Below are 23,206 nucleotides of genomic sequence, written 5' to 3'. Positions count from 1 at the left end.
GCGATCGGCGACCCCGCCGACGTCGTGATCCTGCAGGCCGACCACGCGGAGTACCGCGACCTCGGCCCCGCCGACTTCCCGGGCATCAAGCTCTTCGCCGACGGTCGCAACGCGACCGACCCCGCGCAGTGGACCGGCGTCCCCCGTATCGTGATCGGCGCCGGAAGCTGAATCGGTGCGGGATCGGCGGGCCGAGCGGCCATCCGATCCCGCACCGATGCGCGATCCCTACCTGCGGTACTTCGGGTTGTCCGGGAACCGCGGCTGGGGATTGAACGTCCGAGCCGTCTTCAACGCCTGATACATGCGCTTCTTAATCGGTTTGGCGACATGTCCTTCGCGCATCTCCAGAAAGATCCTTCGACAGTACATCAGGTATGAGACGCGACCTTGATTGCGTAAGCGGTAGGACGCCTGGTTGCGGGTGCCCTTCTCGAACTTCCATATGTTGGATTCATCGACATGACGGTAGTTCACACCCGCGTTCACGCCCATGTCGTGGATCACAACGCTGTCCATCGCGATAATGCCCGACCCATATTCGCGAAGTAGCCGTTTCGTGTACTCCTTGTCGTCGAACCAGATGAAGTACTCGCCGAGGGGGAGACCGTGCTCCGCGATTGCCCACCGGGGCACGAGTACGGAGACGAACGTGCACTCGGTGATGAGCATCGAGTTGAGGCCGGTGAGGTAGGCGCGCGGCCAGTCCCAGGTGGTGATCGGGTTATTCATCTCGCAAAGGGATCCGTCAGTGAACTTCACGAGCGAGCAGGCGAACGGCACCTCACGTCCAAGCGCCTGCGAGGCCTCTTCGCGCTGATCAAGTAGGATCTCGAGGGCGTCGGGTTCGGGGTAGCAGTCGTCGTCCATGACCCACACGAAGTCGGCGCCAAGGTTATAACCGCGCGCCATGCCGTGCTCGAACCCGCCGGCACCGCCGAGGTTCTCGTCGAGATGAAGGATGTCGAGACGCTCGTCGTTGAGGCCGTCGAGGTACTCGCGCGTGCCGTCGGTCGAGTTGTTGTTGACGACGACGACGCGGTCGCACGCGTAGGTCTGGCCCAGCACGGTTTCGAGGGTCTTCGGCAATTTCGGTAGCCGATTGAACGTCACGATAACGGCGGCGACCGTCCCCTTCTGAGCGGAGGCGTGCGGTTCGGTAACGATCGGCACGGGCCGCGTGCTCGGGCGTTCCTCGTCGTAAGATTCGGCCATCATTTGCCTTTCTGGTCGGAAGAGTCGTGACTCGCGGTGACACCGGGCGTCAGCTTCGTCTCGACGAGATCGATCAGCTCGGCGACGCGCAGGCTGTCGCGGCGGTACTCGTCGAGCTCGCGCTCCAGCGCCTCGACGCGGGCGTTGACTTCGCGGAGCGCGCCTGCCGATGCGAGCGGCAGGCGCTCGCGCAGTACACGCTTGATCCTCTGTTTCATCGTGTTCCCCTCGATGCGGTCAGTGTGGTCGATGCGGTCGGTGCGGCGCCCGGCTGCTGCGTGAAGCGTACCCCGTAGGGTGCGCGATGCCAGTCGGCGCTCGTCGGTCTGAGCGGAACGATCTCGACGCCGAGATCGAACGCGGCGGCTTCGGCGGCGAGATCGTCCGGCGCGATGCCGGGGTTCACGAGTTCGGGTGGTCCGTCGGTCTGATCGCGGGTGCTGAAGAGCGTGGCGATCGCCGTCCCTCCCGAGCGGAGCGACATGCGGATGAGGCGCAGCGCCTGGAGACGCACGTGCGGCCCGAGGTGATCGAGCAGATGGTTGGCCACCAGGTCGAACGCGCCATCGATCCCCGCGTCGAGCGGCAGCGAGAGCGCGGAGACGCGTGCGAGGTTCACGTGCGCCGTGCTGAGCGGGGCTCCCGAAGCGTCGGCCGCCGCCCGGGCGTAGGCCGAGTAGTCGGCAGCGACCACGCGTCGGTGCGCCGACGCGGATCCCGAGTTCGCCAACTGCGCGGAGAGCCGTCCGTCACCGCTGCCGAGGTCGACCAGTGCCGGGGCGGTCAGGCGGTTCGACTCCCGCAGCACCCACCGGGCGCCCGAACTCCAGGGTCCGTCGTGCGCGCCGTCGGTTGCCCGGGTCTCATCGCCACTGCGCGAACGAAAGAAGTCGTTCCAGAAGTCGCGCGAGCGGTGGAACGAACCGAACCAGTTCTGAAAGCGGCGGATCGTCGGCCGCGGCGTCTCGAGACGGTAGCCGGGAATCGGTGTGCGCCAGTGCTCGTCGTAGTTGATGACGAGCCAGTGCTCGGGGTCCGCGGGGGCCGGGAACGGGCGTCCCTGGATCGTGACCGTCCCGAACGGCAGCATCTGGTCCTCGCGCATCTCGCCGCGCACGTGGAAGGGCTGGTTGATCTGCCCGTCCGCGGTGAAGAATGCGGAGAACACGTCGACGTAGTGGTCGAGCGCGCCCGTGGGAGTGCGGAAGTAGAGCTGCATGTGGGTGGCGCTGTGCCGCACGAGTTCGTAGCCGAGGGATTCCAGGGCGCGCCCGACGGCGAACCCTTCCCGTGCCACGTCGGCGGGATTCGTGTGCGCCGACAGGTAGGCCACATCGGCGTCGTCGTCGTGGGGGAGGAGCGCCTGGTCCCTGACCGCGCCGAGCAGCGTGCCGCCGACGATGAACGGGCGCAGGCCCATGTCGTCGAGGCGGGCGATGACCTCGGTGGTGCGGTCGAGGATGCGCTCCTGCACGCCGGGGTTGCCGGCCTCGAGCGTCTTGCCCAGCCGCCCCCACTTGTTGATCGCCAGCGGAACGCCGTCCTCGTCCACGACCCGGGTGATCGTGTCGTCATCGGTGAACCGTGCCTCGGTGCCGGCGATCAAAGTGCCGCTCGCCGAGTCGCGCAGGTCGACGCGGGTGGCGCCCCGCAGGGAGGGCCGCAGCGCGGCAGGCCAGCGGATCTCGGGCGCGCGCCGGTCGGGCAGCACGTGCAGATCGATCGACCAGACGCGATCGTCGCCGAAATAGACGTCGACGGAGCGAACGTCGTCGGCGAGGGGCGGCAGAGCCACACCCGTGGTACTGACAGCGAACGACATGAGCCCTATAGTCTCACGGGCGAAGGGGCGGTCCCTGAAGCCGCTCCGATGTGTGCTGAAGCCTCTGTCTTCAAATAGGCGTCGCGCCTCATAGACTGGTGCGCATGGATCTTCTGGTAGTCGGCTCTGGTTTCTTCGGTCTCACGATCGCCGAGCGCGCGGCGAGCGCGGGCAAGAAGGTCGTCGTGATCGATCGGCGATCCCACATCGGCGGCAACGCCTACTCCGAGGCCGAGCCCGAGACCGGCATCGAGGTGCACCGCTACGGGGCCCACCTCTTCCACACCTCGAACGAGACCGTGTGGGAGTACGTGAACCGGTTCACGAGCTTCACGAACTACCAGCACAAGGTCTACTCGAACTATCGCGGCGAGGTCTACCCGCTGCCCATCAACCTGGGCACCATCAACCAGTTCTTCCGGGCGGCATACGGCCCGGACGAGGCCCGCGCCCTCATCGCCGAGCAGGCGGAGGAGTTCGACGCCAAGCAGGCGCAGAATCTCGAGGAGAAGGGCATCTCGCTCATCGGCCGCCCGCTCTACGAGGCGTTCATCCGCGACTACACGGCGAAGCAGTGGCAGACCCCGACCACGGAGCTGCCGGCCGAGGTGATCAGCCGCCTTCCCGTGCGCTACACGTACGACAACCACTACTTCAACGACACCCACGAGGGGCTTCCGACGGAGGGGTACACGGCCTGGCTCGAGAACATGGCCGACCACCCGAACATCGAGGTCCGCCTCGACACCGACTTCTTCGACACCACGCAGCCGCTCAACAAGGACGCCGTCGTCGGCACCGTCCCCGTCGTCTACACGGGGCCGGTCGATCGCTACTTCGACTACGCCGAGGGAGAGCTGGGGTGGCGCACGCTCGATTTCGAGCAGGAGGTGCTGCCGACCGGAGACTTCCAGGGCACCAGCGTCATGAACTATGCCGGATCGGACGTGCCGTACACGCGCATCCACGAGTTCCGCCACTTCCACCCCGAGCGCGACTACCCGAAGGACCGGACGGTCATCATGCGCGAGTTCTCGCGGTTCGCCAACCGCGACGACGAGCCGTACTACCCCGTCAACACGCCGGAGGACCGCGAGCGACTGCTCGCGTACCGCCAGCTCACCGAGAACGAGAGCGGCGTGCTCTTCGGCGGTCGTCTCGGCACCTACCAGTACCTCGACATGCACATGGCGATCGGATCGGCGCTCACCATGTGGAACAACAAGCTCAGTGAGACCCTCTGACCGGATCCCCCACGTGGTCCAGTGCCTCGCGGGCCAGGGGCTCGTCGAGCACGAGCTCGGTCGCGAGTCCGGCCGCGAGTGACCCGAGCAGCGTGTCGCGCTTCGAGGTGCCCGAGACCACGCAGAGCCGGTGCGGGATGTGCCGCACCTGATCCAGGGGCGGCCCGCTCGACCGCTCGTTGAGGGAGATGCCGTCGTCGGAGCCGTCTCGGCGGTAGAAGACGGTGGCGCAGTCTCCCACGACGCCTGAGTCCGCGACCGCTGCGAGGTCGTGCTCGTCGAGGTAGCCGCCCGAGTAGATGTGGGAGGCCACCTCGGCGCGCGGGGACCCGAGGCCGAACACGAGCAGGCCCGCGCCGCGCTGCAGGTCGAGTACGCGTCGTACGGACCGCTCGCGCCACATCGCGCGCTTCGTGTCCGGGTTGTCGAAGAGCGCCGGCACGGGGAACGGGTGCACCGCAGCGTTGAACGCGCGACCGAATCGACCGAGGAGCTCACCGGCGTAGGTGACGCCAGCGGTCTGCGGGTTGACGGCGCCGTTCATCTGCACGACGTGGGCGTCGTGCACGGTCTTGCGCGGCAGATTGCGGGCGATCGCCGATACCGTCGCCCCCCAGGCCACGCCGATGGTGAGTTTCGAGTCGGCCGAGCTGCTGACGAGCCGCGCCGCGACCCTGGCGGTGCGCTCGAGTCGCTCGAGGTCCGTGGCGCGCTCGGGGGCGGGCACGATGTGCGCCGTCACACCGAACCGGCGCGAGAACTCCTCCTCCATGTCGCTGCGCGCGGCGCGCGGGGAGTGCACCGTGATCTCGACGAGCCCGGTGTCGCGTGCGAGCGTGAGCAGTCGAGAGACGGATGAGCGGGAGACGCGCATCTCCGTCGCGATGGCATCCATGCCCATGTTCTGCACGTAGTAGAGCTGCGCAGCGGTCAGGGCGCGCTGCTCGCGCGAGCCGGATCCCTCCGACCTCCGCGGTCGCGCGGTGCTCGCCATGGGTGCCTCCAATCCCGTTCGACACCCGCAGCATACGCCAAACTGCACGTTTGTGCAGTTCGTTTGAACTTCCTTGCGTGAGAGGTCCACAGTGGAGATCTCACCGCCGATGAAAGGTCGCATACCGTGTCGCACACGCCCGCCCCCCGCCCCTCCGTCGCCGAGCTCCGCGAGCGCCCGGTAGCCGACGTGCTGGTGATCGGAGGCGGGATCAACGGCATCGCGACGTTCCGCGATCTGGCACTGCAGGGCGTCGACGTCGCCCTCGTCGAGCGGGGCGACTACGTCTCCGGGGCGTCGTCCGCGTCGAGTCACATGGTCCACGGCGGCGTCCGCTACCTCGAGAACGGCGAGTTCCGCCTCGTGCGCGAATCGGTCACGGAGCGGAACCGTCTGCTGCGCACCGCTCCGCACTACGTGCGCCCGTTGAAGACCACGATCCCGATCTTCAAGACGCTCTCCGGCATCCTCTCGGCACCGGCGCGGCTGCTCATCACCCACGGTCGCGGCAAGCCGAACGAGCGCGGTGCCGCGCTCATCAAGGTCGGCCTGATGATCTACGACACCTTCTCGCGCGGCGGCGGTCAGGTGCCGCGGCACCGGTTCGTCGGACACCGTCGGTCGCTCGCCGAGTTCCCGCAGATGAACACCGACGTGAAGTACACCGCGACGTACTACGACGCCTCGATGCACGACCCCGAGCGGCTCGCCCTCGACGTCCTGTTCGACGGGGTCGCCGCCGGAGCAGCGGGTGGTCGTGCACGTGCGGCCAACTACGTCTCCGCGGTCGGCAGCGAAGCCGGGCAGGTCCGTCTGCGTGACGAGACGACGGGCGACGAGTTCGACTTCGCGGCGCGCGTCGTCGTCAACGCCAGCGGCCCGTGGACCGACATCACGAACGCCGCACTCGGCGAGCAGACCACCTACATGGGCGGCACCAAAGGGTCGCACATCGTGCTCGACAACCCCGAGATGCTCGCCGCGACGCGTGGCCGGGAGATCTTCTTCGAGCACTCGGACGGCCGCATCGTGCTCATCTACCCGCTCAAGGACCGGGTCATGGTCGGCACCACCGACATCGACGCCGATCCGTCGCAGCCCGTGGTCTGCACCGACGACGAGATCGAGTACTTCTTCGACCTCATCGGCCACGTGTTCCCCCGTATCGCGGTCGACCGCTCGCAGATCGTCTACACCTTCTCGGGCATCAGGCCGCTGCCGAAGCACGACGACACGGCGCCGGGCTTCGTCTCGCGCGATTACCGGATCGTCGAGTCCGACCTCGGCGGCACACCGCACCTCAGCCTCGTCGGCGGCAAGTGGACCACGTTCCGCGCCCTCGCCGCGAACCTCTCCGATCGTGCGCTCTCCCTGATGGGGCGCGAGCGTCAGCGGAGCACCGCGGACACGCCGATCGGTGGCGGCCGCGACTTCCCGCAGACCGACTCAGCCCGCGCCGCGTGGATCGCCGCGAACGGAGACGGACGCGATCCGGAATTCGTCGACCGCCTGCTCGAGCGGTACGGCACTCGCGCCACCGAGCTGCTCGCGGCGCTGCCGGCCGAGCCCACCAAGATTCCGGGAGTTCCGGGGTACTCGGTCGAGGAGCTCGCGCATCTCGCCGCCGATGAGCAGATCGTCCACCTCGACGACCTGCTGCTGCGACGCACCTCGCTCGCATTCGTCGGCGGTCTCACCCGGGAGAGCCTGGAGGGCGCCGCCGCGGCGATCGCCCCCGCGCTCGGCTGGGACGAGGAGCGCCGATCCCACGAAGTCGATCGGGCGGTGGACCTGCTCCGCTCCGCCCATCGCGTCGAGCTCGGAAAGGAAGGGGTGGCGCCACTCGGCTGACCGCGACACGGGCGGGGAGAGCGACGCACCCGTCGCTCGTTCCGAGTCGCTCACTGCTCGACGGCTCGGCCGTCGACACCATCAGACGCACCACGGCGGTGCGCACGACACCTGCACCACGGCGGTGCGCGGATGAAAGGTCAATGAAGACATGAATGATGTCAATCTCGGGTTGTACTTCCTCTCCGAGTTCGCGGGAACGACGTTCCTGCTGCTGTTCGGCTGCGGCGTCGTCGCCAACGTCTCCCTCGCGAAGTCGAAGGGTCTGGGCGGCGGCACGCTGATGGTCAACTGGGGGTGGGGCATCGCCGTCTTCGTCGGCGTCATGGCCTCCGCGTACTCCGGTGCCATGATCAACCCAGCCGTCTCGATCGGCCTGCTCGTGCAGGGCACCATCGATGCGTCGATGTTCTTCGTCGCGCTCCCCGCGCAGCTGCTCGGCGGCATCGTGGGCGCGATCCTCGCCTGGCTCGCGTACCGCAAGCACTTCGACGAGGAGCCCGATCCCGCCGCCAAGCTCGGCGTGTTCTCGACCGGTCCGGCCATCCGCAGCACCGGCTCGAACCTCGTGACCGAGATCATCGGCACCTTCGCGCTGGTGTTCATCATCCTGGCGTTCGCCGACTACGGCGATGTGAACGTCGGAATCCCCGGAGGCCTCGGACCGCTGACGGCTCTGCCCGTCGCCCTGCTCGTCGTCGGCATCGGCGCGTCGCTCGGCGGCCCCACCGGCTACGCCATCAACCCGGCGCGCGACCTCGGCCCGCGCATCGCGCACGCGATCCTCCCGATCAAGGGCAAGGGCTCCAGCGACTGGAGCTACGCCTGGGTTCCGGTCGTCGGCCCCATGGTCGGCGGCGTGCTCGCAGCCCTCGCCGCACCGCTCGCGCTGGGACTCGGCGCCTAACCCATCCAACGACGGACGAAGGAGTACACCAACATGTCGAAGTACGTCATCGCAATCGACCAGGGCACGACATCGAGTCGCGCCATCATCTTCGACCGGTCGGGATCGATCGTCTCGGTCGGCCAGAAGGAGCACGAGCAGATCATGCCCCACGCGGGCTGGGTCGAGCACGACGCGACCGAGATCTGGCAGAACGTGCAGGAGGTCATCGGCAGCGCACTCGGACGCGCCGACATCACCCGGCACGACATCGCCACGATCGGCATCACCAACCAGCGCGAGACCGCCGTGGTGTGGGATCGCACCACGGGCAAGCCGGTCTACAACGCGATCGTGTGGCAGGACATCCGCACGCAGCCCATCGTGGACCGCCTCGCCGAGGACGGCGGCGTCGAGCGCTTCAAGGACATCGTCGGTCTGCCCCTCGCGCCCTACTTCTCGGGTACGAAGATCGCCTGGATCCTGGAGAACGTCGATGGCGCGCGGGAAGCGGCCGACCGCGGCGACCTCCTGTTCGGCACGACCGACAGCTGGGTCCTCTGGAACCTCACCGGAGGGGTCGACGGGGGCGTCCACGTCACCGACGTGACCAACGCCTCGCGCACGCTCTTCATGGACCTCGAGACCCTCGAGTGGCGCGAAGACATCCTCGAGGTGTTCGGGGTGCCCCGCTCGATGCTGCCCGAGATCAAGTCGTCCTCCGAGGTCTACGGATACGCCGAGGACTCGTCGCTGCTGCGCGAGACGCCCATCTCGGGCATTCTCGGCGATCAGCAGTCGGCGACGTTCGGGCAGGCGGCGTTCACCGCGGGTGAGAGCAAGAACACCTACGGCACCGGCTGCTTCCTGATCTTCCAGACCGGTGAAGAGATCATCCGCTCGCAGAACGGGCTGCTCACCACCGTTGGCTACAAGCTGGGCGACGGGCCGACCCACTACGCGCTCGAGGGGTCGATCGCCGTGACCGGTTCGCTGATCCAGTGGCTGCGCGACCAGCTCGGCATCATCGACTCGGCTCCCGAGGTGGAGGCGCTGGCCGACACCGTCGAGGACAACGGCGGCGTGTACTTCGTGCCCGCGTTCTCGGGCCTGTTCGCACCGTACTGGCGGCCGGACGCGCGCGGTGCGATCGTGGGTCTCACCCGCTACGTCACCAAGGCGCACATCGCCCGGGCCGCGCTGGAGGCCGTCGCCTTCCAGACCCGCGACGTGCTCGACGCCGTGAACGCGGACGCCGGAGTCGACCTCGCCGAGCTGAAGGTCGACGGCGGCATGGTCGCGAACGACGCGCTCATGCAGTTCCAGGCCGATGTGCTCGGCGTGCCCGTGGTGCGTCCCGTCGTCGCCGAGACGACGGCGCTTGGTGCGGCGTACGCCGCGGGTCTCGCGGTCGGCTTCTGGAAGGACCTCGACGATCTCTCGTCGAACTGGCAGGAGGACCGTCGCTGGGAGCCCGAGCTCGACGAGGCCGAGCGCGACCGGCAGCTTCGGCTGTGGCGCAAGGCCGTCACGAAGTCGATGGACTGGGTGGATGAGGATCTCAAGTAACTCCCATTCAGTGAGCCGCGGTGGGGGCGGGTGCGCACGCGCATCCGTCCCCACCGCGGTGTTCTAGGATGAGGGAGGCCCGCACACGGCGAGGGGAGGGGCATGCAGCAGGAGCTGACCCGGGTGACCCCCGAATCGGGATCCGCGGACGCCCTCGACCGGCTCACCGACCTGCAGCGCGCTCAGCTCGACGGGATCCTCGCGCTCCACGCGCTCCGCTCGCCCGGTGAGGCGTTCACCGTCGGAGTATCGATCGGCGACCTCACGCAGGTGCCCCTGGCGACCATCGACGCGACCGATGCCGATCCGCAGTTCACGTTGCGCGTGCAGAGTCGAGCGGTCGGAACGGGGTCGACACCTCCCGGCTCCGCGATGGTGCGCCAGATCCGGATCGGACACCCCGACGCCACCCCCGCCACGACGCGTCCGGTCGCGCCGCTCTCACCCGCCCGCCGCGTGTACCGCGCGCTCGAGCGGACCGCGCCGACCGTGCTGGACCGTGCGCGCGAGGTCATCATGGGACGTCGCGAGCGCGCCATCTCCGCGCCGCTGCCGCGCTACCCCAACGGTCCCGAGAATGCGGAGATCGCTGGTGCGGTCGCCGATGCGACGCCGGCGGCCGCGGCACCAGAGGGAGCGCGCCCCGCGATCCTCTTCGGCCTGCACTGGTTGCAGACCGGCGGAGCCGAGCGATGGGCGATCGAGACGGTGCAGATGGCGAAGGATCAGGGCTTCCTGCCCGTCGTCGTCACCGATCAGAACTCCGTCCACCCGTGGCTCACGCGCCCCGAACTCGCCGACTGCGTCGTGGTGACCACGAGCTTCGACGGCTCGGAGCCGCCGCAGGATCCCGATCTGCTCCGCGCCGTCGTCGAGAACTTCGACCTCCGCGGCGTCGTCGTGCACCACAGCTACTGGCTCTACCGGGCCCTGCCGTTCCTGCGCGCGTGGCGCCCCGAGGTGCCCGTGGTCGACTCCCTGCACATCGTCGAGTACCTCGGCGGCGGCTACCCCGGACTCGCCGTCCGCTTCGACGAGTGCATCGACCGGCACCACACGATCTCGCCCGAACTCGACCGCTGGTTGACCGAGGTGCAGGGCATCGATCCCGCTGCGATCACCATGGCCCCGCTCACGGCGCTCACCGTCGACGCCGCCCGGGAGTTCGCGCCGCGCACGGCCGACCGCGTCTTCACCATCGCGTACGTCGGTCGTCTGTCGCGGCAGAAGCGGCCGGACGTCTTCCTGACGCTCGTGCATCGCCTCGTGCGGGCCGGCGTGCCGATCCGCGCGATCCTGCACGGCGACGGCGAGCTCGCACCGCTCGTCACGGCGCTCCTCGAACGGTACCGCTTGCACGACGTCGTGGAGCAGCGCTTCGAAGACGTGCCCGTCGCGCAGACGCTCGCCGACAGCGACCTCCTCGTCGTCACCTCGATCAACGAGGGGCTCACGCTCACCACGTTCGAAGCGGTCGCCGCTGGAGTGCCCGTGCTCTCCGCAGACGTCGGCTCGCAGCGCACCATCGTGCAGGGCCCGCTCCTGCTGCCGCGACCCGGCGGACCGTTCTCCAGGCGCGCCGAAGCCGAGATCCGCCGTCTCGCCGCATCCGAGTCCGAGCGGGAGTCCGCCTGGGCCGCGCAGCGCGATCGCGTCGCCGCGTTCGCGCGCCACGACGACGCACACCACATGATGAAGGAGCAGTTCGCACAATGGCAGGGGTAGCCGCAGTCATCGTCACCTTCAACCGGCTCGCGAAGCTCAAGAAGGTCATCGCCGCCATCGAGGCGCAGAGCACCGCTCCGACGCACCTCGTGATCGTGGACAACGCCTCCACCGATGGCACGGGCGAGTACCTCGCCACCGTCGAGAGCTCGATCCCGGTCGACGTCGTCTCGCTGCCGACGAACACCGGAGGCGCCGGCGGATTCTCCGCGGGGATGCGGCGCGGGTACGAGCTCGGCGCGGACTTCGTCTGGATCATGGACGACGACGGCTACCCCGAACCCGAAGCGCTCGAGCGTCTCCTCTCCGGCCTCTCGGCGGCCTCGGACGAGCTCGGCGCGCCGGTGCCGTTCGCCTGCTCCGTGGTCGTCTTCACCGACGGCGCCATCTGCGAGATGAACAACCCCGCCCCCACCTGGGACTGGGGCCGCCTGCTGGTGAAAGGTCAGAACAGCGTCATGGTGGAGCAGTGCTCCTTCGTGTCGGTGCTCATCCCGCGGTGGGTGCTCGAGACGTTCGGGCTCCCGTTCAAGGAGTACTTCATCTGGTTCGATGACGCGGAGTACACCCTCCGCATCACCCGCGAGACCCCGGGCGTGCAGGTGCTCGACAGCGTCACGGTCCACGACATGGGTGTCAACCAGGGCGTGAACTTCGGCATGATCGACGAGAGCAATGCATGGAAGTTCGCCTACGGCGTGCGCAACCAGGCCTCGTACCAGCGGCACCACCGCTCGCTGCCGCACTTCCTGCTCTTCGCCGCGCAGGTGGTCGTGGGCATGCGCCGCGGGCGGGTCGCCGGCAAGCTGCAGCGGCGGATGATCCGCAAGCTGTGGGAGGGGTTCCGCTTCAACCCCGCCGTCGACCGCGTCTAGGCCTGCCGGCCCGATCCGACCGGACCCGTCGCCGGTCCGCGGCGACCCGTCGCATCTGCGATACTGAATGCTGTGGAATCCTCCCGCGCTCCGATGCTGACGCGAGGCGCCCTCTCAGCGCTCGTGGCGACCTTCGTGGCGCTCTTCTCGCACATCGTGGGCGGCGGTGACATGCCCGCGCTGCTCGGCATCGCGGTGCCGCTGGTGCTCTCGCTCTTCGTGTGCACGCTGCTCGCGGGGCGACGTCTCTCGCTCGGGCGCCTGTCCATCGCGGTGGGCGCGAGCCAGACGCTCTTCCACACCCTCTTCGTGATCGGCACGCCGACGGTTTCGACCGCCACCGACGCAGTGCCCGTCTCGCCGCACGCGCACCACGCGACGATGCCGGCGATCGCCACGGACGGCACGATGGCCGCCGTGCAGGCGGATGCTGGCATGTGGGCGTGGCACCTCATCGGCGCCGCGATCACGGTCGCGGTGCTGCACCGCGGCGAGCGCAGTCTCGAGCGTCTCGCTCGAGTCGCCGGCTGGTTGCGGCACTGGTTCGCCCTGCCCGTGCAGACCCCGCGCATCGCCCCGCTGGCCGAGGCGCAGCCCCGGCGTACGACCGCGACGGCGACGGCACCCGGCTGGACGGTGCTCACCCGAGAAGTGGCGACCGTCCAGGTGCGCCGCGGCCCGCCCGCGCGTGCGCGAGACGCGTTCGCGCTCTGCAGCTGAGCCGGTGACCCCGCGCTGTTCGGCAGCGCTCCACAGTCACGCACGACGCGACGCGTTTCACACGGACCTTCATATTCTCCTGCCGGCCGACTCCCTCGGAGTCGACCGGTGCCGGCCGCGCTGCGGCGACGGCCGGAATCCGTGCGAAAGGCACTCACCTTGACGAATATCACTGCATCATCGCGCCGCCGTGCACGCGGCGCCCGCTTCACCTCGCTCCTGCTGGCCGGCTCGGCCGTATTCGCTCTTGCCGGCTGCGCCACGGCGGCCGACGCCGAGCCCACCCCCGCCGCCGACGCGGTGACGATCGAGGGCGCGTGGGTGAAGACCGGCGACGACGGCATGACCGCCGCGTTCGGCACCCTCGCCAACGAGTCGGACGCGGACGTCACCGTCGTCTCGGTCGAGTCGGACGCCTCGCCGACGCTCGAACTGCACGAGACGCTCGAGAACGAGGCGGGCCAATCCGTCATGCGCGAGGTCGAGAGCGGTTTCACGATCCCCGCGAACGGTACCCTCGAGCTCTCGCCCGCCGGCAACCACATCATGCTCATGGAGCTGCCCGAGCCGGTGCTCGCCGGTGACGATGTCACTTTCACGCTGCGCTTCTCGGACGACTCGACCCTGGAGTTCGACGCCCTTGCGAAGGACTACGCCGGGGCGAACGAAGAGTACGAACCAGGCGAGGGCGACGACATGGACCACAGCGACATGGGCCACGACGACATGAGCCACGACGACGCCGCGCACGACGAGCACGGCGACTCATGACGTCGACCATCGCACGCGAGTCGGCGCCGAGTCCCGGCTCACCGACTGCGCCGTCACCGCGGCGCGCGCAGCGCGGGTGGTTCGCCGCCCTCCTGCTGCGCCTGCACTTCTTCGCCGGGATCCTCGTCGGTCCGTTCATCATCGTCGCCGCAGTCTCGGGCGGGCTCTACGCGCTCACCCCGGCGATCGAGAAGGTCGTGTACGCCGACCAGCTCGAGGCGTCGAGCGATGCGCAGACGGTGAGTCTCACCGATCAGATCGTCGCCGCCGAGACCCGCGTCGGTGACGAGGGAACCCTGACCGCCGTGCGACCCGCCCCGGAGCCCGGGGATACGACGCGCGTCATGTTCGCGGACCCCGCTCTCGGCGAGAGCGAGTCGCGGACCGTCTTCGTGGATCCGTCGACGGGGGAGATCCGCGGTGACCTCACGACGTACGGCACGAGCGGTGCGCTGCCGATGCGCACCTGGATCGATCAGCTGCACCGCAGTCTCCACCTCGGAGACGTGGGACGCTGGTACAGCGAACTGGCGGCCTCGTGGCTCGGCATCGTCGCGGTGGCCGGACTCGCGCTCTGGGTGACGCGTTTTCGGAAGTCGCGGACGAAGCGCGACATGATCCGTCCGCAGCGCGGCTACACCGGGTACCGCAAAGCCCGCAGCTGGCACACCTCGATCGGTCTCTGGGTCGCGATCGGCGCACTGTTCCTGTCGGCGACCGGGATCACGTGGTCCCAGTTCGGCGGGGCGAGCGTGAGCGAGCTGCGCACCGCGCTCGGCTGGCAGACGCCGGCCGTGAGCACGAGTCTCGACGGGTCCGAACCGGCCCCCGACGAGCACGCCCACCATCACGGCGGCGCGGCTCCGACAACGGAGGACGATGCCGAGGTCGCCTCGGCGAACCCGGCGACGTTCGGGTCGGTGCTCACGGTCGCGCAGCGCGAGAACGTGAACTCGGGGCTCGTCGAGATCAGGCCGCCGGCGGAGCCGGGCACCGCGTGGGTGGTGCAGGAGATTCAGCGGAGCTACCCGACCGAGGTCGACTCGGTCGCGATCGACGGGACGACGCTCACGGTGGTCGACCGCGTGGACTTCGCCGACTTCTCGATGCCCGCGAAGCTCAGCCGCTGGGGCATCGATCTGCACATGGGGTCGATGTTCGGGCTGCCCAATCAGATCGCACTCGTACTGCTCGCCGCGGGCATCGCGACGCTGACCGTGCTCGGCTACGTGATGTGGTGGCGCCGGCGGCCGACCCGTGCTGCGCGCTTCGCACCGGGCACGCCTCCGGCACGCGGAGTGCTGCGCGGGGCGCCGTGGTGGGGGATCGTCGCCGTCATCGCGGGGGCGCTCGCCGTCGGCCTGTTCCTCCCCCTCGTCGGATACACGCTCGCAGCGTTCGTCGTGCTCGATGTGCTCATCGGGTTCGTGCAGCGCCGACGGCAGGAGGTGCGGTCATGACGGACACCCCCGAGACCGGTTCCGATCAGGAACCCCGCCGCGGCATGAGCCGCCGCGCCCTCCTTACCGGGGGCGCGGCCGGCGCCGGCATCGGCGCGATCCTGGGACTGGGGTCGGCCGCGGGCTTCACGGCACTGCGTCCGAATCCCGGCTCCGCCGTGCCGTCGGACGACGGGTCGATCCGCTCGGCGGGAGCCGGAGGCGACCTGCCGGGGTTCGGCGGCGAGGCGCTGCCCTGCCACGGCGCACACCAGGCCGGCATCACCACGCCCTCGACGGCGCACGCGCGGTACGTCGCGTATCGCCTCCGCCCCGAGGTGGACGCGGACGGCGTCCGGCGCCTCTTCCGGATCCTGACCGAGGACATCGAGGGACTCGCGTCGGGTGCGGCGCCCCTCGCCGACCCCGAACCCGAACTCGCCGCGCGCCCGTCGCGGCTCAGCGTGACGGTCGGCGTCGGCGCGGGGCTCGTGGATCGCGTCGACCCCTCACGGCGGCCCGAGTGGCTGAAGCCGCTTCCTGCCTTCGCCGAGGATCGGCTCGACGACCGGTACGGCGACGGCGACCTGCTCATCCTGCTGCAGGCCGACGATCCGCTGCCGCTCGCTCACGCGGCGCGAATGATCCACCGCGACCTCACCGGGTTCGCCGAGCACCACTGGACCCAGCAGGGGTTCAGGCAGGCGCGCGGATCCGAGGCCGACGGCACGACCATGCGCAATCTCATGGGTCAGGTCGATGGCACCGTGAATCCGCACCCCGATGAGGAGGACTTCGATCCGCTCGTCTGGATCGGCGCGGACGGGGGCTGGATGTCCGGAGGCACGGCCCTCGTGCTCCGCCGGATCCGCATGGAGCTCGACACCTGGGACCAGATCGATCGCCCGGGCCGTGAGATCACGATCGGGCGCACGCTCGACGACGGTGCGCCGCTCACCGGCGGGGACGAGCACACTCCGATCGATTTCGAGGCGACGACCCCGCTCGGACTGAAGGTCATTCCGATGGCGGCGCACGCGCGCCGGGCGCACTCGACCGATCCGGACGAGCGCATCTTCCGCCGCGCCGTGAACTACGACGACGGCACCGAGGCCGGCCTGCTGTTCGCGTGCTATCAGCGCGACCCGTACCGGCAGTTCGTGCCGATCCAGCAGCGCCTCGACGAGATGGACATGCTCAACGAGTGGGTGACCCACACGGGCTCGGCGGTCTTCGCCATGCTGCCGGGGTTCGCGGCCGGGGAGACCCTCGGCGCCTCCCTCACGGGGTAGGGCGCGGTCAGCCGCGCATCGAGACGCCCTGCTTCCAGTACCCCATGAACGCGACCTGCGAGCGGTCGACGCCGAGGCCCTTCACGAGGTGTCGGCGCAGGGTGGTGACCACGCGGCTCTCGCCGGCGATCCAGTAGTAGCGCTCGGTGGCGTCGGCGCGCTCCGATGGGTCGACGATCTGCTCGCCGAGCTGCGAGTACTGCGGCGTCTCCCACGGCATGTAGTCGGGATCGGCGGCGAGCACCGGATCCTCCTCGACCGGAGCGGGAGCGTCACCGACCTCGGCGATGACAGCGTCGAACAGCTGCGATCCGGGAGCCGAGTCGCCGCGAACCAGCCAGCGCACCTCGAAGCCTTCGGGGGCGTCGATGGGCAGGATGTCATCGGTGGAGGGCACCTCGATGCAGGCGATGCCGCGATTCGGCACGTGGGCGGTGCCGGCCGCTGGGCCCGAACCGCCGTCCGCGGCGCTCAGCGACCCGGCACCGTCTTCGAGGATGCGGGCGATGGCCGGCGCGGCCGTCTCGTCGCCGACGAGCATCACCTCACGCGCCTGACCCGGATCGTACTCGATGCCGCCGCCGTCGAATCGACCGCGCCTCGGGCCGACCACGAGCAGTTCATCACCGACCGCGGCGCGGCTCGCCCAGGTCGAGGCCGGGCCCGTGCCGCCGGGTTCCAGGTGCAGTACGAAGTCGACGGCGACCGTGGTCGAGCTGTCTTCCGCCACCGTGAGATGACGGATCGAGTAGGTGCGCATGCTGCCGCGCTCCGCTTCGGGCAGGGCGAGCCACGCCGGGTACCAATGGTTCTCCGAGGCGGAGAGCTCGGGGAGCGCGCCGGACGCGGCGGGGAAGATGAGCTTGATCCGCTGGTCGAGGGTGCGTCCGGGCGTGCCGAACGCCGCGAGGCTGGGACCGCCGAACGTGATGCGCACGAAGACCGGCGAGACGCGCTCGACGGCGGTCACGGTGGCGCGCACGACGTGGAACGGTGCGGGGGCTGCGGGTGCGGCGGAGTCAGCGGACATGATGCCTTCCGATCGGAGTGACGATGGGCGAACCCGAGACGGGATCGGTGATGATCTGACTGTCGAGCCCGAAGACCTCGCGCACGAGATCGGGGGTGACGATCTCGTTCGGAGCGCCGCAGGCGTGCAGCTGGCCGGCGCGAACGGCGACGAGCGTGTCCGAGTACCGGGCGGCGAGGTTCAGATCGTGCAGCACCATGACGACGGTCGTGCCGCGATCGCGGTTGAGGTCGACGAGGAGGTCGAGCACCTCCACCTGGTGCGCAACATCGAGGAACGTGGTCGGTTCGTCGAGCAGCAGGATGTCGGTCTCCTGCGCCAGTGCCATCGCGATCCACACGCGCTGCCGTTGCCCTCCCGAGAGCTCATCGACCGGGCGGTCGGCCAGGTCGGCGATGCCGGTGGCGTCGAGCGCCGAGGCGACGGCGGCGTAGTCGTGCTGGCTCCACCGCGACAGCGGCTTCTGGTGCGGGGTGCGCCCGCGCCCGACGAGGTCGGTGACGGTGATGCCCTCCGGTGCGATCGGGCTCTGGGGCAGGAGGCCGAGCGTGCGCGCGACGTCGCGCGACGGCTTCGACCGGATCGGCTCCCCGTCGAGCAGCACTTCCCCGGCCTGCGGCTGCAGCAGCCGCGCCAGCGCGCGCAGCAGCGTCGACTTGCCGCATCCGTTGGCGCCGACCACGGACGTGATGGTGCCGGGAACGAGATCGAGGGTGAGCCCGTCGATGATGGTGCGCTCGCCGTAGGAGAGCGTGAGGTCGCGGCCGGCGAGGGTGTGGGACGCGGTCATATGCTGTTGCCCGATCGGTTCATTCTGACGAGGAGGTACATGAGATACGGGGCCCCGAGGACGCCGGTGACGACGCCGACGGGGTAGCGCCCGTCGAGCAGGTACTGCCCGGCGAGGTCTCCGCCGAGCACGAGCACCGCGCCGACGAGACCGGCGGGAACGGTGAGCGACGCGTCGGGTCCGACGAGTCGTGCCGCGATGGGACCCGACATGAACGCCACGAACGCGACCGGACCGCTCGCCGACGTGGCGAACGCGATGAGCGCGACCGCGGCGAAGACGAGCAGGATCCGCACGGTCATCGGCTTCACGCCGAGCGCCTGCGCGGCGTCGTCGCCGAGCCGGAGCGCGCCGAGTCCGCGGCCGCTCATCAGGAGCACCGGGACGAACACCGCGACCGCGACGGCGAGGGGCAGCACGCGGTCCCAGCTGGCACCGTTCAGGCTGCCGGCCAGCCACTGCATGGCGGCCTGGAAGTTCCACGACGGCGCCTTCGACAGGGAGTAGGTGATGACGCTGTGCATCATCGCCGCGATGCCGATCCCGATAAGGATCAGCCGGGCGCCCGAGAATCCACCGCGGTGCGAGAGGAGCAGGATCGCGATCGCGGTGACGAGCGCCGATCCGAACGCCACGAACGAGACGGCCGTCTCGCTGAGCGAGAAGAACACGATGCCGACGACCGCGGCCGCGCTGGCGCCGAAGCTGATGCCGATCACATCGGGTGAGGCGAGCGGGTTGCGCAGCATCGTCTGGAAGGTCACCCCGGCGGCGCCGAACGCGAATCCGGTCAGGACCGCGAGCACCGATCTCGGGAGGCGCAGTTCACCGACGGTGAACGACGCGCCTGGCACGGTCTGCCCGAGCACGACGCGGGCGACCTCGTCGAGCCCGTAGAAGGTGTTGCCGACCATGAGCGTCACCAGGAAGAGCGCGACCGCGATCACGGCGAGCAGGCCGGTCGCGCGCAGTCGGCGTCGTGCGCGCGAGCGACGGCCCGAGACGACGGCCTGCAGTGTGCTGGGTGAGGTGGGAGAGGTCACAGTTCGCGCACCCGCTGTCGTCGGACGATCCAGATGAAGACGGGGGCTCCGATGATCGCCGTGATGATGCCGACCTGGATCTCATCCGGGCGGGCGACCACGCGTCCCACGACATCGGCTGCGACGAGGAGCGATGCCCCGGCGAGCGCCGAGAACGGCAGGAGCCATCGATGATCCGGCCCGAAGAGGAGCCGGCAGAGATGGGGGATGATGAGCCCGACGAAGCCGATGGGGCCGGCGATCGCGGTGGCGGCACCGCAGAGCACGACGGCACCGACCCCGGCGAGCGCTCGCGTGCGCCCGACGTGCTCGCCGAGTCCGACGGCGAGGTCGTCGCCGAGTGCCAGGGAGTTCATGCCGCGGGCGCACACGAAGCAGATCAGCGCCCCGACGGCGAGGACCGGGGCGACGGTGGCGATGCGATCCCACGTGCCGCCGCCGACGCCGCCGACCTGCCAGGACTGGAACGACTGCGCGGCATCGACGCGGGGCAGGATCGCGGCGCTCGTGAGCGAGACGAGGGCGGCGGACATCGCGGCTCCCGAGAGTGCGAGTTTCAACGGGGTGGCCCCGCCGCGGCCGGCGGAACCGATGAGATACACGAGCACGGCGGCGACGGCGGCGCCCGCGATCGCGACGCCCATGACGCTGTACGGCCGCGACAGCTGGAACAGCGTGATGCCGAGCACGACGAAGAACGAGGAGCCCGCCGAGATGCCGAGGATCCCCGGGTCGGCGAGCGGATTGCGCGTGATCGCCTGCAGCGCCGCACCCGAGAGGGCGAGCGCTGCTCCGACGAGGATCGCGAGGACGGTGCGGGGGAGTCGCTTCACGACGGCCGCTTCTCCGACGGTATCGGCCTGCCCGCTCAGCGCGGCGACGATGTCTCCGAAAGACACGTCGCGCACGCCGAGCGATACCGATGCCGCGCAGAGGGCGACGAGGAGTGCGAGGCCCGCGATGAACCAGCCGCTCCGTGCGGCTCGGCTCACTGGCCCTGGGCCGCCGCGTCCGCGATGATGTCGAAGTAGTCGTCGATGCCCCACGGGATCGACAGCGGCGACTGGTTCGCCGAGGCGGCGATCGGTGTGGCGTCGGGAAGGATCGCGACGCGCCCCTCCTTGATCGCGGGGATCTGCGAGAGCAGCGGGTCGGCCTGCATCTGCTCGACCAGGTCGCCGTCGGGGTCGCCGTAGGTGATGAAGACGTCGACGTCCTCGAGCTGGTCCGCCTCCTCGGCGCTGATCTCGAGGTAGAACTGGTCGGTGCCCGCCGTCTCCTCCTCGACGAGCTGCGGAACGCCCATGCCGGCCTGCTCCAGGAAGCCGACGCGGGTGTCGAGGCTCGTGTAGTAGCCGATGGTGCTGAAGTCGGAGGGATCCATGAACGCGAAGAACGGCTTGGCGCCCTCGAGCGAATCGTGCGCGGCCATCGACTCCGCGATCTGGGCATCGAGATCCTCGACGAGGGCCTCGCCCTCCTCGGCCATGCCGATGGCCTCGGAGTTCATGCGGACCATGTCCTCCACCGAGGTGCCCCAGGCGATCTCGGGGTACGCGACCGTGGGCGCGATCTTCGAGAGCGTCTCGTACTCCTCCTCGGTGAGGCCGGAGTAGGAGGCCAGGATCACATCGGGCTCGGTATCGGCGACGGCCTCGAAGTCGATGCCGTCGGTCTCATCGAAGAGGACGGGGGTGTCGGCTCCGAGCTCCTCGAGCTTGTCCTCGACCCAGGGAAGCACTCCGTTGCCGTCGTCGTCGCCCCAGGTGGCCTTGCTCATGCCGACGGGGACGACGTCGAGCGCCAGCGGGACCTCGTGGTTCATCCAGGCGACGGTCGCGATGCGCTCCGGCTTCTCGGGGATCACGGTCGTCCCGAAGGCGTGCTCGATCTCGATCTCACCCTCGCTCCCGCCTTCGTCTGCGGTGGAGGTGGAGCACGCAGCGAGCGTGGCGGTGAGCGATGCCGCGGCGACGGCGGCGAGGATGCGTGAACGCACAGGGGTTCCCTTCATACGAAATGTCTTGATCATATGTTGGTAAGGCACACCTAAATTGTCAAGCTGAGGGACCCTCTTCCTCACTTGTCGATTTTTCTGCTTGCCCGGTCGACTGCGTCGCCATCGCCCGTTCACGCGCCCGCAGAGCCGCCGTTCTCCGGGTCGCCCGCGACATCGAGGTCGTGCGCCACGCCCCACACCGCGACCGCGAGCTGCGGCACGGCGGCGGCGATCTCGCGCAGCAGCTCGAACTCGACGCGGTCCGCGTTGCGCCGGTGTGCGTCAGCGTCGGGGCCGGAGCCCCGAGCAGCGAGGCGCGCCATCGAGAACTCGGCGAGCTGATCGCGATCCTCGAGCATCTCGTCCCGGATCGTGCAGACGACGAGCTCGTCGACGCTCGGGGTCACGCTCAACGCGTCGGCCGGATCCTCGCCGAGCCGTCCGCGGTGCTCGAGGAGCGCGTCGCGCTCGATCCGGGCATCGCGCCGCAGCTCGACGAGACGCGCCGTGGTGAGGTTCACGGCCTCGGCTCCACCGAGTGCTCGCGCGGGATCGGCACGCGTCGCCAAGGCTGCTTCGTCGGTTCGGCATCCTGCGACGGCAACTCGAAGTCGAAGCGCGACTTCACGGCGAAGAGGACGAGCAGCAGCCAGCCCCACTCGATGAGCATGCGGCTCTCGGTCAGTGATTGGACGACCAGGGCGACCATGACGAGGAACGGCCAGAGCGCGCTGGTCGCGTAGGGGAGCGGTGCGCCCGGCCCGCGACGCGGCTGATCGACGGCGCGGAACCAGACGCGCCACACCGTGAGCACGACGAGCGGTGCGAAGAGCAGCACGCCGACGATGCCGAGCTGCAACCAGACGTCGAGCCAGGCGTTGTGCGCGCTCATCACCGCGAGGTTCGCCTGCACGTCGAGCGTGCGGTACGGATCGACCCAGGGTGCCCAGTAGCTGATCCATCCCCACCCGAACCACGGCCGCTGCTCCGCCAGGTCGACGACCTTGATCCAGGTCTCGAGACGTCCGGTCAGGTCTCCGCTCTTGCCGAGCAGCCCGAAGACGAAGTCGCGCGCGAACAGCGTGGTCGCGACGGCCGCCGCGATGATCACGGTGCCCGAGATGTAGAGCGGCATGCGGCGCTCGGGTCCGAGACGTCGCGCCCACAGCGCGAGTCCGAGCGCGACGACGACCGCGACGAGTGCCACGGTGACCGTGGCGCTGCGGGTGAGCACGAGTGTCGCCGCCGCGACCGCGACCCAGAACCAGCCGCCCGACGGGCGGACGAGGCCGGCGCGCAGCTGGATCGCGAAGACGATGAGGGCGAGCAGGGCGATGAACCCGAGGATCACGGAGCTGCCGACGATGCCCTGGATCATGCCCCCCTCGAAGAGCAGGTTGCGGCTCCAGTACAGCAGCTTCGACTCGGGCTCGCCGACCACGGGCTCGGGCAGCCACCACTGCACGACGGGCTGCCGCACGACCGTCGAGACGAACAGCTCGAAGAGCAACGAGACCGAGAGCAGGATGCGGAGCGCCGTCGCCAGAGTGCGCAGCACCTCGTGCCACGTGAGGACGAACGCCAGCACCACCGCGACCGCCGTCGTGATCAGTTGAGCGAGGACCCCGAGCACGCTCTCGAACCGGTACTGCGACCAGATGATGGAGAGGGCGGCGAACCCGAGGAACCAGAACAGCGGAGCAGGCAGCCGGTACCACCGGAATCGGGCCGGTTTGAGCTTCGCGAAGAGCGCGACGCCGACGACCGAGAGCACCACGACGCCGAGGCCGAACCCGTACCAGCTCGTGAGGATTCTCACGCCGTTGCCGCCGAGCGCGAAGGCGAAGACGGTGATCGCGTAGGCGCTGACGCCGAGCCTCGTCTTGTTCTCCGCCATAGTCGGTATGGTAGGGCATATCGCATGAGTGAGAGCAGTGGGAG

At 69.3% G+C, this 23,206-nt stretch carries 21 protein-coding genes; 10 read left to right on the top strand and 11 right to left on the bottom strand.

The window, feature by feature from the left end; genetic code table 11:
* Window positions 1–228: 228 nt before the first annotated feature.
* From J4H85_RS13830 to J4H85_RS13820, 3 genes are read right to left on the bottom strand one after another with little or no spacing between them, the layout of a single operon-like run.
* Window positions 229–1,215: a glycosyltransferase family 2 protein gene (locus tag J4H85_RS13830; protein ID WP_208240813.1), complete on the bottom strand. Its 987-nt coding sequence runs from the start codon at window positions 1,213–1,215 to the stop codon at window positions 229–231.
* Window positions 1,215–1,433 (bottom strand): DUF6752 domain-containing protein, encoded by a 219-nt coding sequence (locus J4H85_RS13825; protein WP_208240811.1) that lies wholly within the window; start codon window positions 1,431–1,433, stop codon window positions 1,215–1,217. The genes J4H85_RS13830 and J4H85_RS13825 overlap by 1 nt, the downstream gene beginning before the upstream one ends.
* A complete protein-coding gene (locus tag J4H85_RS13820; RefSeq protein WP_208240809.1) occupies window positions 1,430–3,037 on the bottom strand; it encodes a class I SAM-dependent methyltransferase in 1,608 nt (535 codons plus the stop codon). Before J4H85_RS13820 ends, J4H85_RS13825 begins: the two co-directional genes overlap by 4 nt.
* Before the next feature lie 104 nt (window positions 3,038–3,141).
* Here J4H85_RS13820 and glf point away from each other — a divergent pair, with 104 nt between their 5' ends.
* Window positions 3,142–4,281, top strand: coding sequence for a UDP-galactopyranose mutase (glf, locus tag J4H85_RS13815; protein WP_208240807.1), 1,140 nt, complete (start codon window positions 3,142–3,144; stop codon window positions 4,279–4,281).
* On the opposite strand, the gene J4H85_RS13810 is transcribed toward glf, so the two are convergent.
* Window positions 4,265–5,275, bottom strand: a complete 1,011-nt coding sequence (locus tag J4H85_RS13810) for a sugar-binding transcriptional regulator (RefSeq protein ID WP_243893844.1) — start codon at window positions 5,273–5,275, stop codon at window positions 4,265–4,267. The genes glf and J4H85_RS13810 overlap by 17 nt on opposite strands.
* 126 nt (window positions 5,276–5,401) lie before the next feature.
* Between J4H85_RS13810 and J4H85_RS13805 the strand changes: the two genes are divergently transcribed.
* From J4H85_RS13805 to J4H85_RS13765, 9 genes are all read left to right on the top strand, one after another.
* Window positions 5,402–7,126: a glycerol-3-phosphate dehydrogenase/oxidase gene (locus J4H85_RS13805; protein ID WP_208240805.1), complete on the top strand. Its 1,725-nt coding sequence runs from the start codon at window positions 5,402–5,404 to the stop codon at window positions 7,124–7,126.
* A gap of 151 nt (window positions 7,127–7,277) precedes the next feature.
* A complete protein-coding gene (locus J4H85_RS13800) occupies window positions 7,278–8,033 on the top strand; it encodes an MIP/aquaporin family protein (RefSeq protein WP_208240803.1) in 756 nt (251 codons plus the stop codon).
* 33 nt (window positions 8,034–8,066) lie between these two features.
* Entirely contained in the window at window positions 8,067–9,581 is a 1,515-nt protein-coding gene (glpK, locus tag J4H85_RS13795; RefSeq protein WP_208240801.1) for a glycerol kinase GlpK, read from the top strand.
* Window positions 9,582–9,683: 102 nt separating this feature from the next.
* The gene (locus J4H85_RS13790; protein WP_208240799.1) at window positions 9,684–11,306 is read left to right on the top strand and encodes a glycosyltransferase; all 1,623 of its coding nucleotides are present in this window, start codon (window positions 9,684–9,686) and stop codon (window positions 11,304–11,306) included.
* Entirely contained in the window at window positions 11,294–12,181 is an 888-nt protein-coding gene (locus J4H85_RS13785; RefSeq protein WP_208240797.1) for a glycosyltransferase family 2 protein, read from the top strand. Before J4H85_RS13790 ends, J4H85_RS13785 begins: the two co-directional genes overlap by 13 nt.
* A 72-nt stretch (window positions 12,182–12,253) precedes the next feature.
* Complete coding sequence (locus J4H85_RS13780; RefSeq protein ID WP_208240795.1) at window positions 12,254–12,901, top strand: hypothetical protein; 648 nt, start codon at window positions 12,254–12,256, stop codon at window positions 12,899–12,901.
* 159 nt (window positions 12,902–13,060) lie between these two features.
* Complete coding sequence (locus J4H85_RS13775) at window positions 13,061–13,672, top strand: copper chaperone PCu(A)C (RefSeq protein ID WP_243893843.1); 612 nt, start codon at window positions 13,061–13,063, stop codon at window positions 13,670–13,672.
* Complete coding sequence (locus J4H85_RS13770) at window positions 13,669–15,132, top strand: PepSY-associated TM helix domain-containing protein (RefSeq protein WP_208240793.1); 1,464 nt, start codon at window positions 13,669–13,671, stop codon at window positions 15,130–15,132. The genes J4H85_RS13775 and J4H85_RS13770 overlap by 4 nt, the downstream gene beginning before the upstream one ends.
* On the top strand, window positions 15,129–16,403 hold the full coding sequence (locus J4H85_RS13765) for a Dyp-type peroxidase (RefSeq protein WP_208240792.1): 1,275 nt from the start codon (window positions 15,129–15,131) through the stop codon (window positions 16,401–16,403). Before J4H85_RS13770 ends, J4H85_RS13765 begins: the two co-directional genes overlap by 4 nt.
* Before the next feature lie 7 nt (window positions 16,404–16,410).
* Here J4H85_RS13765 and J4H85_RS13760 read toward each other — a convergent pair whose 3' ends face one another.
* From J4H85_RS13760 to J4H85_RS13730, 7 genes are all read right to left on the bottom strand, one after another.
* Complete coding sequence (locus tag J4H85_RS13760; protein ID WP_208240791.1) at window positions 16,411–17,433, bottom strand: siderophore-interacting protein; 1,023 nt, start codon at window positions 17,431–17,433, stop codon at window positions 16,411–16,413.
* The gene (locus J4H85_RS13755; protein ID WP_208240790.1) at window positions 17,423–18,223 is read right to left on the bottom strand and encodes an ABC transporter ATP-binding protein; all 801 of its coding nucleotides are present in this window, start codon (window positions 18,221–18,223) and stop codon (window positions 17,423–17,425) included. Before J4H85_RS13755 ends, J4H85_RS13760 begins: the two co-directional genes overlap by 11 nt.
* Window positions 18,220–19,266, bottom strand: coding sequence for a FecCD family ABC transporter permease (locus J4H85_RS13750; protein WP_208240789.1), 1,047 nt, complete (start codon window positions 19,264–19,266; stop codon window positions 18,220–18,222). Before J4H85_RS13750 ends, J4H85_RS13755 begins: the two co-directional genes overlap by 4 nt.
* The gene (locus J4H85_RS13745; RefSeq protein ID WP_208240788.1) at window positions 19,263–20,258 is read right to left on the bottom strand and encodes a FecCD family ABC transporter permease; all 996 of its coding nucleotides are present in this window, start codon (window positions 20,256–20,258) and stop codon (window positions 19,263–19,265) included. The genes J4H85_RS13750 and J4H85_RS13745 overlap by 4 nt, the downstream gene beginning before the upstream one ends.
* Complete coding sequence (locus J4H85_RS13740) at window positions 20,255–21,280, bottom strand: ABC transporter substrate-binding protein (protein ID WP_208240786.1); 1,026 nt, start codon at window positions 21,278–21,280, stop codon at window positions 20,255–20,257. Before J4H85_RS13740 ends, J4H85_RS13745 begins: the two co-directional genes overlap by 4 nt.
* Window positions 21,281–21,396: 116 nt before the next feature.
* Window positions 21,397–21,786, bottom strand: coding sequence for a hypothetical protein (locus tag J4H85_RS13735; RefSeq protein ID WP_307863722.1), 390 nt, complete (start codon window positions 21,784–21,786; stop codon window positions 21,397–21,399).
* On the bottom strand, window positions 21,783–23,162 hold the full coding sequence (locus J4H85_RS13730; protein ID WP_208240784.1) for an O-antigen ligase family protein: 1,380 nt from the start codon (window positions 23,160–23,162) through the stop codon (window positions 21,783–21,785). The genes J4H85_RS13735 and J4H85_RS13730 overlap by 4 nt, the downstream gene beginning before the upstream one ends.
* Window positions 23,163–23,206: the final 44 nt, after the last annotated feature.

It is taken from the genome of Leucobacter tardus (genome assembly GCF_017583045.1).
Classification (GTDB): Bacteria; Actinomycetota; Actinomycetes; order Actinomycetales; family Microbacteriaceae; genus Leucobacter; species Leucobacter tardus.
The sequence above is the reverse complement of the archived record's forward strand: the minus strand, read 5'-3'. Positions and strand labels throughout refer to the sequence as shown.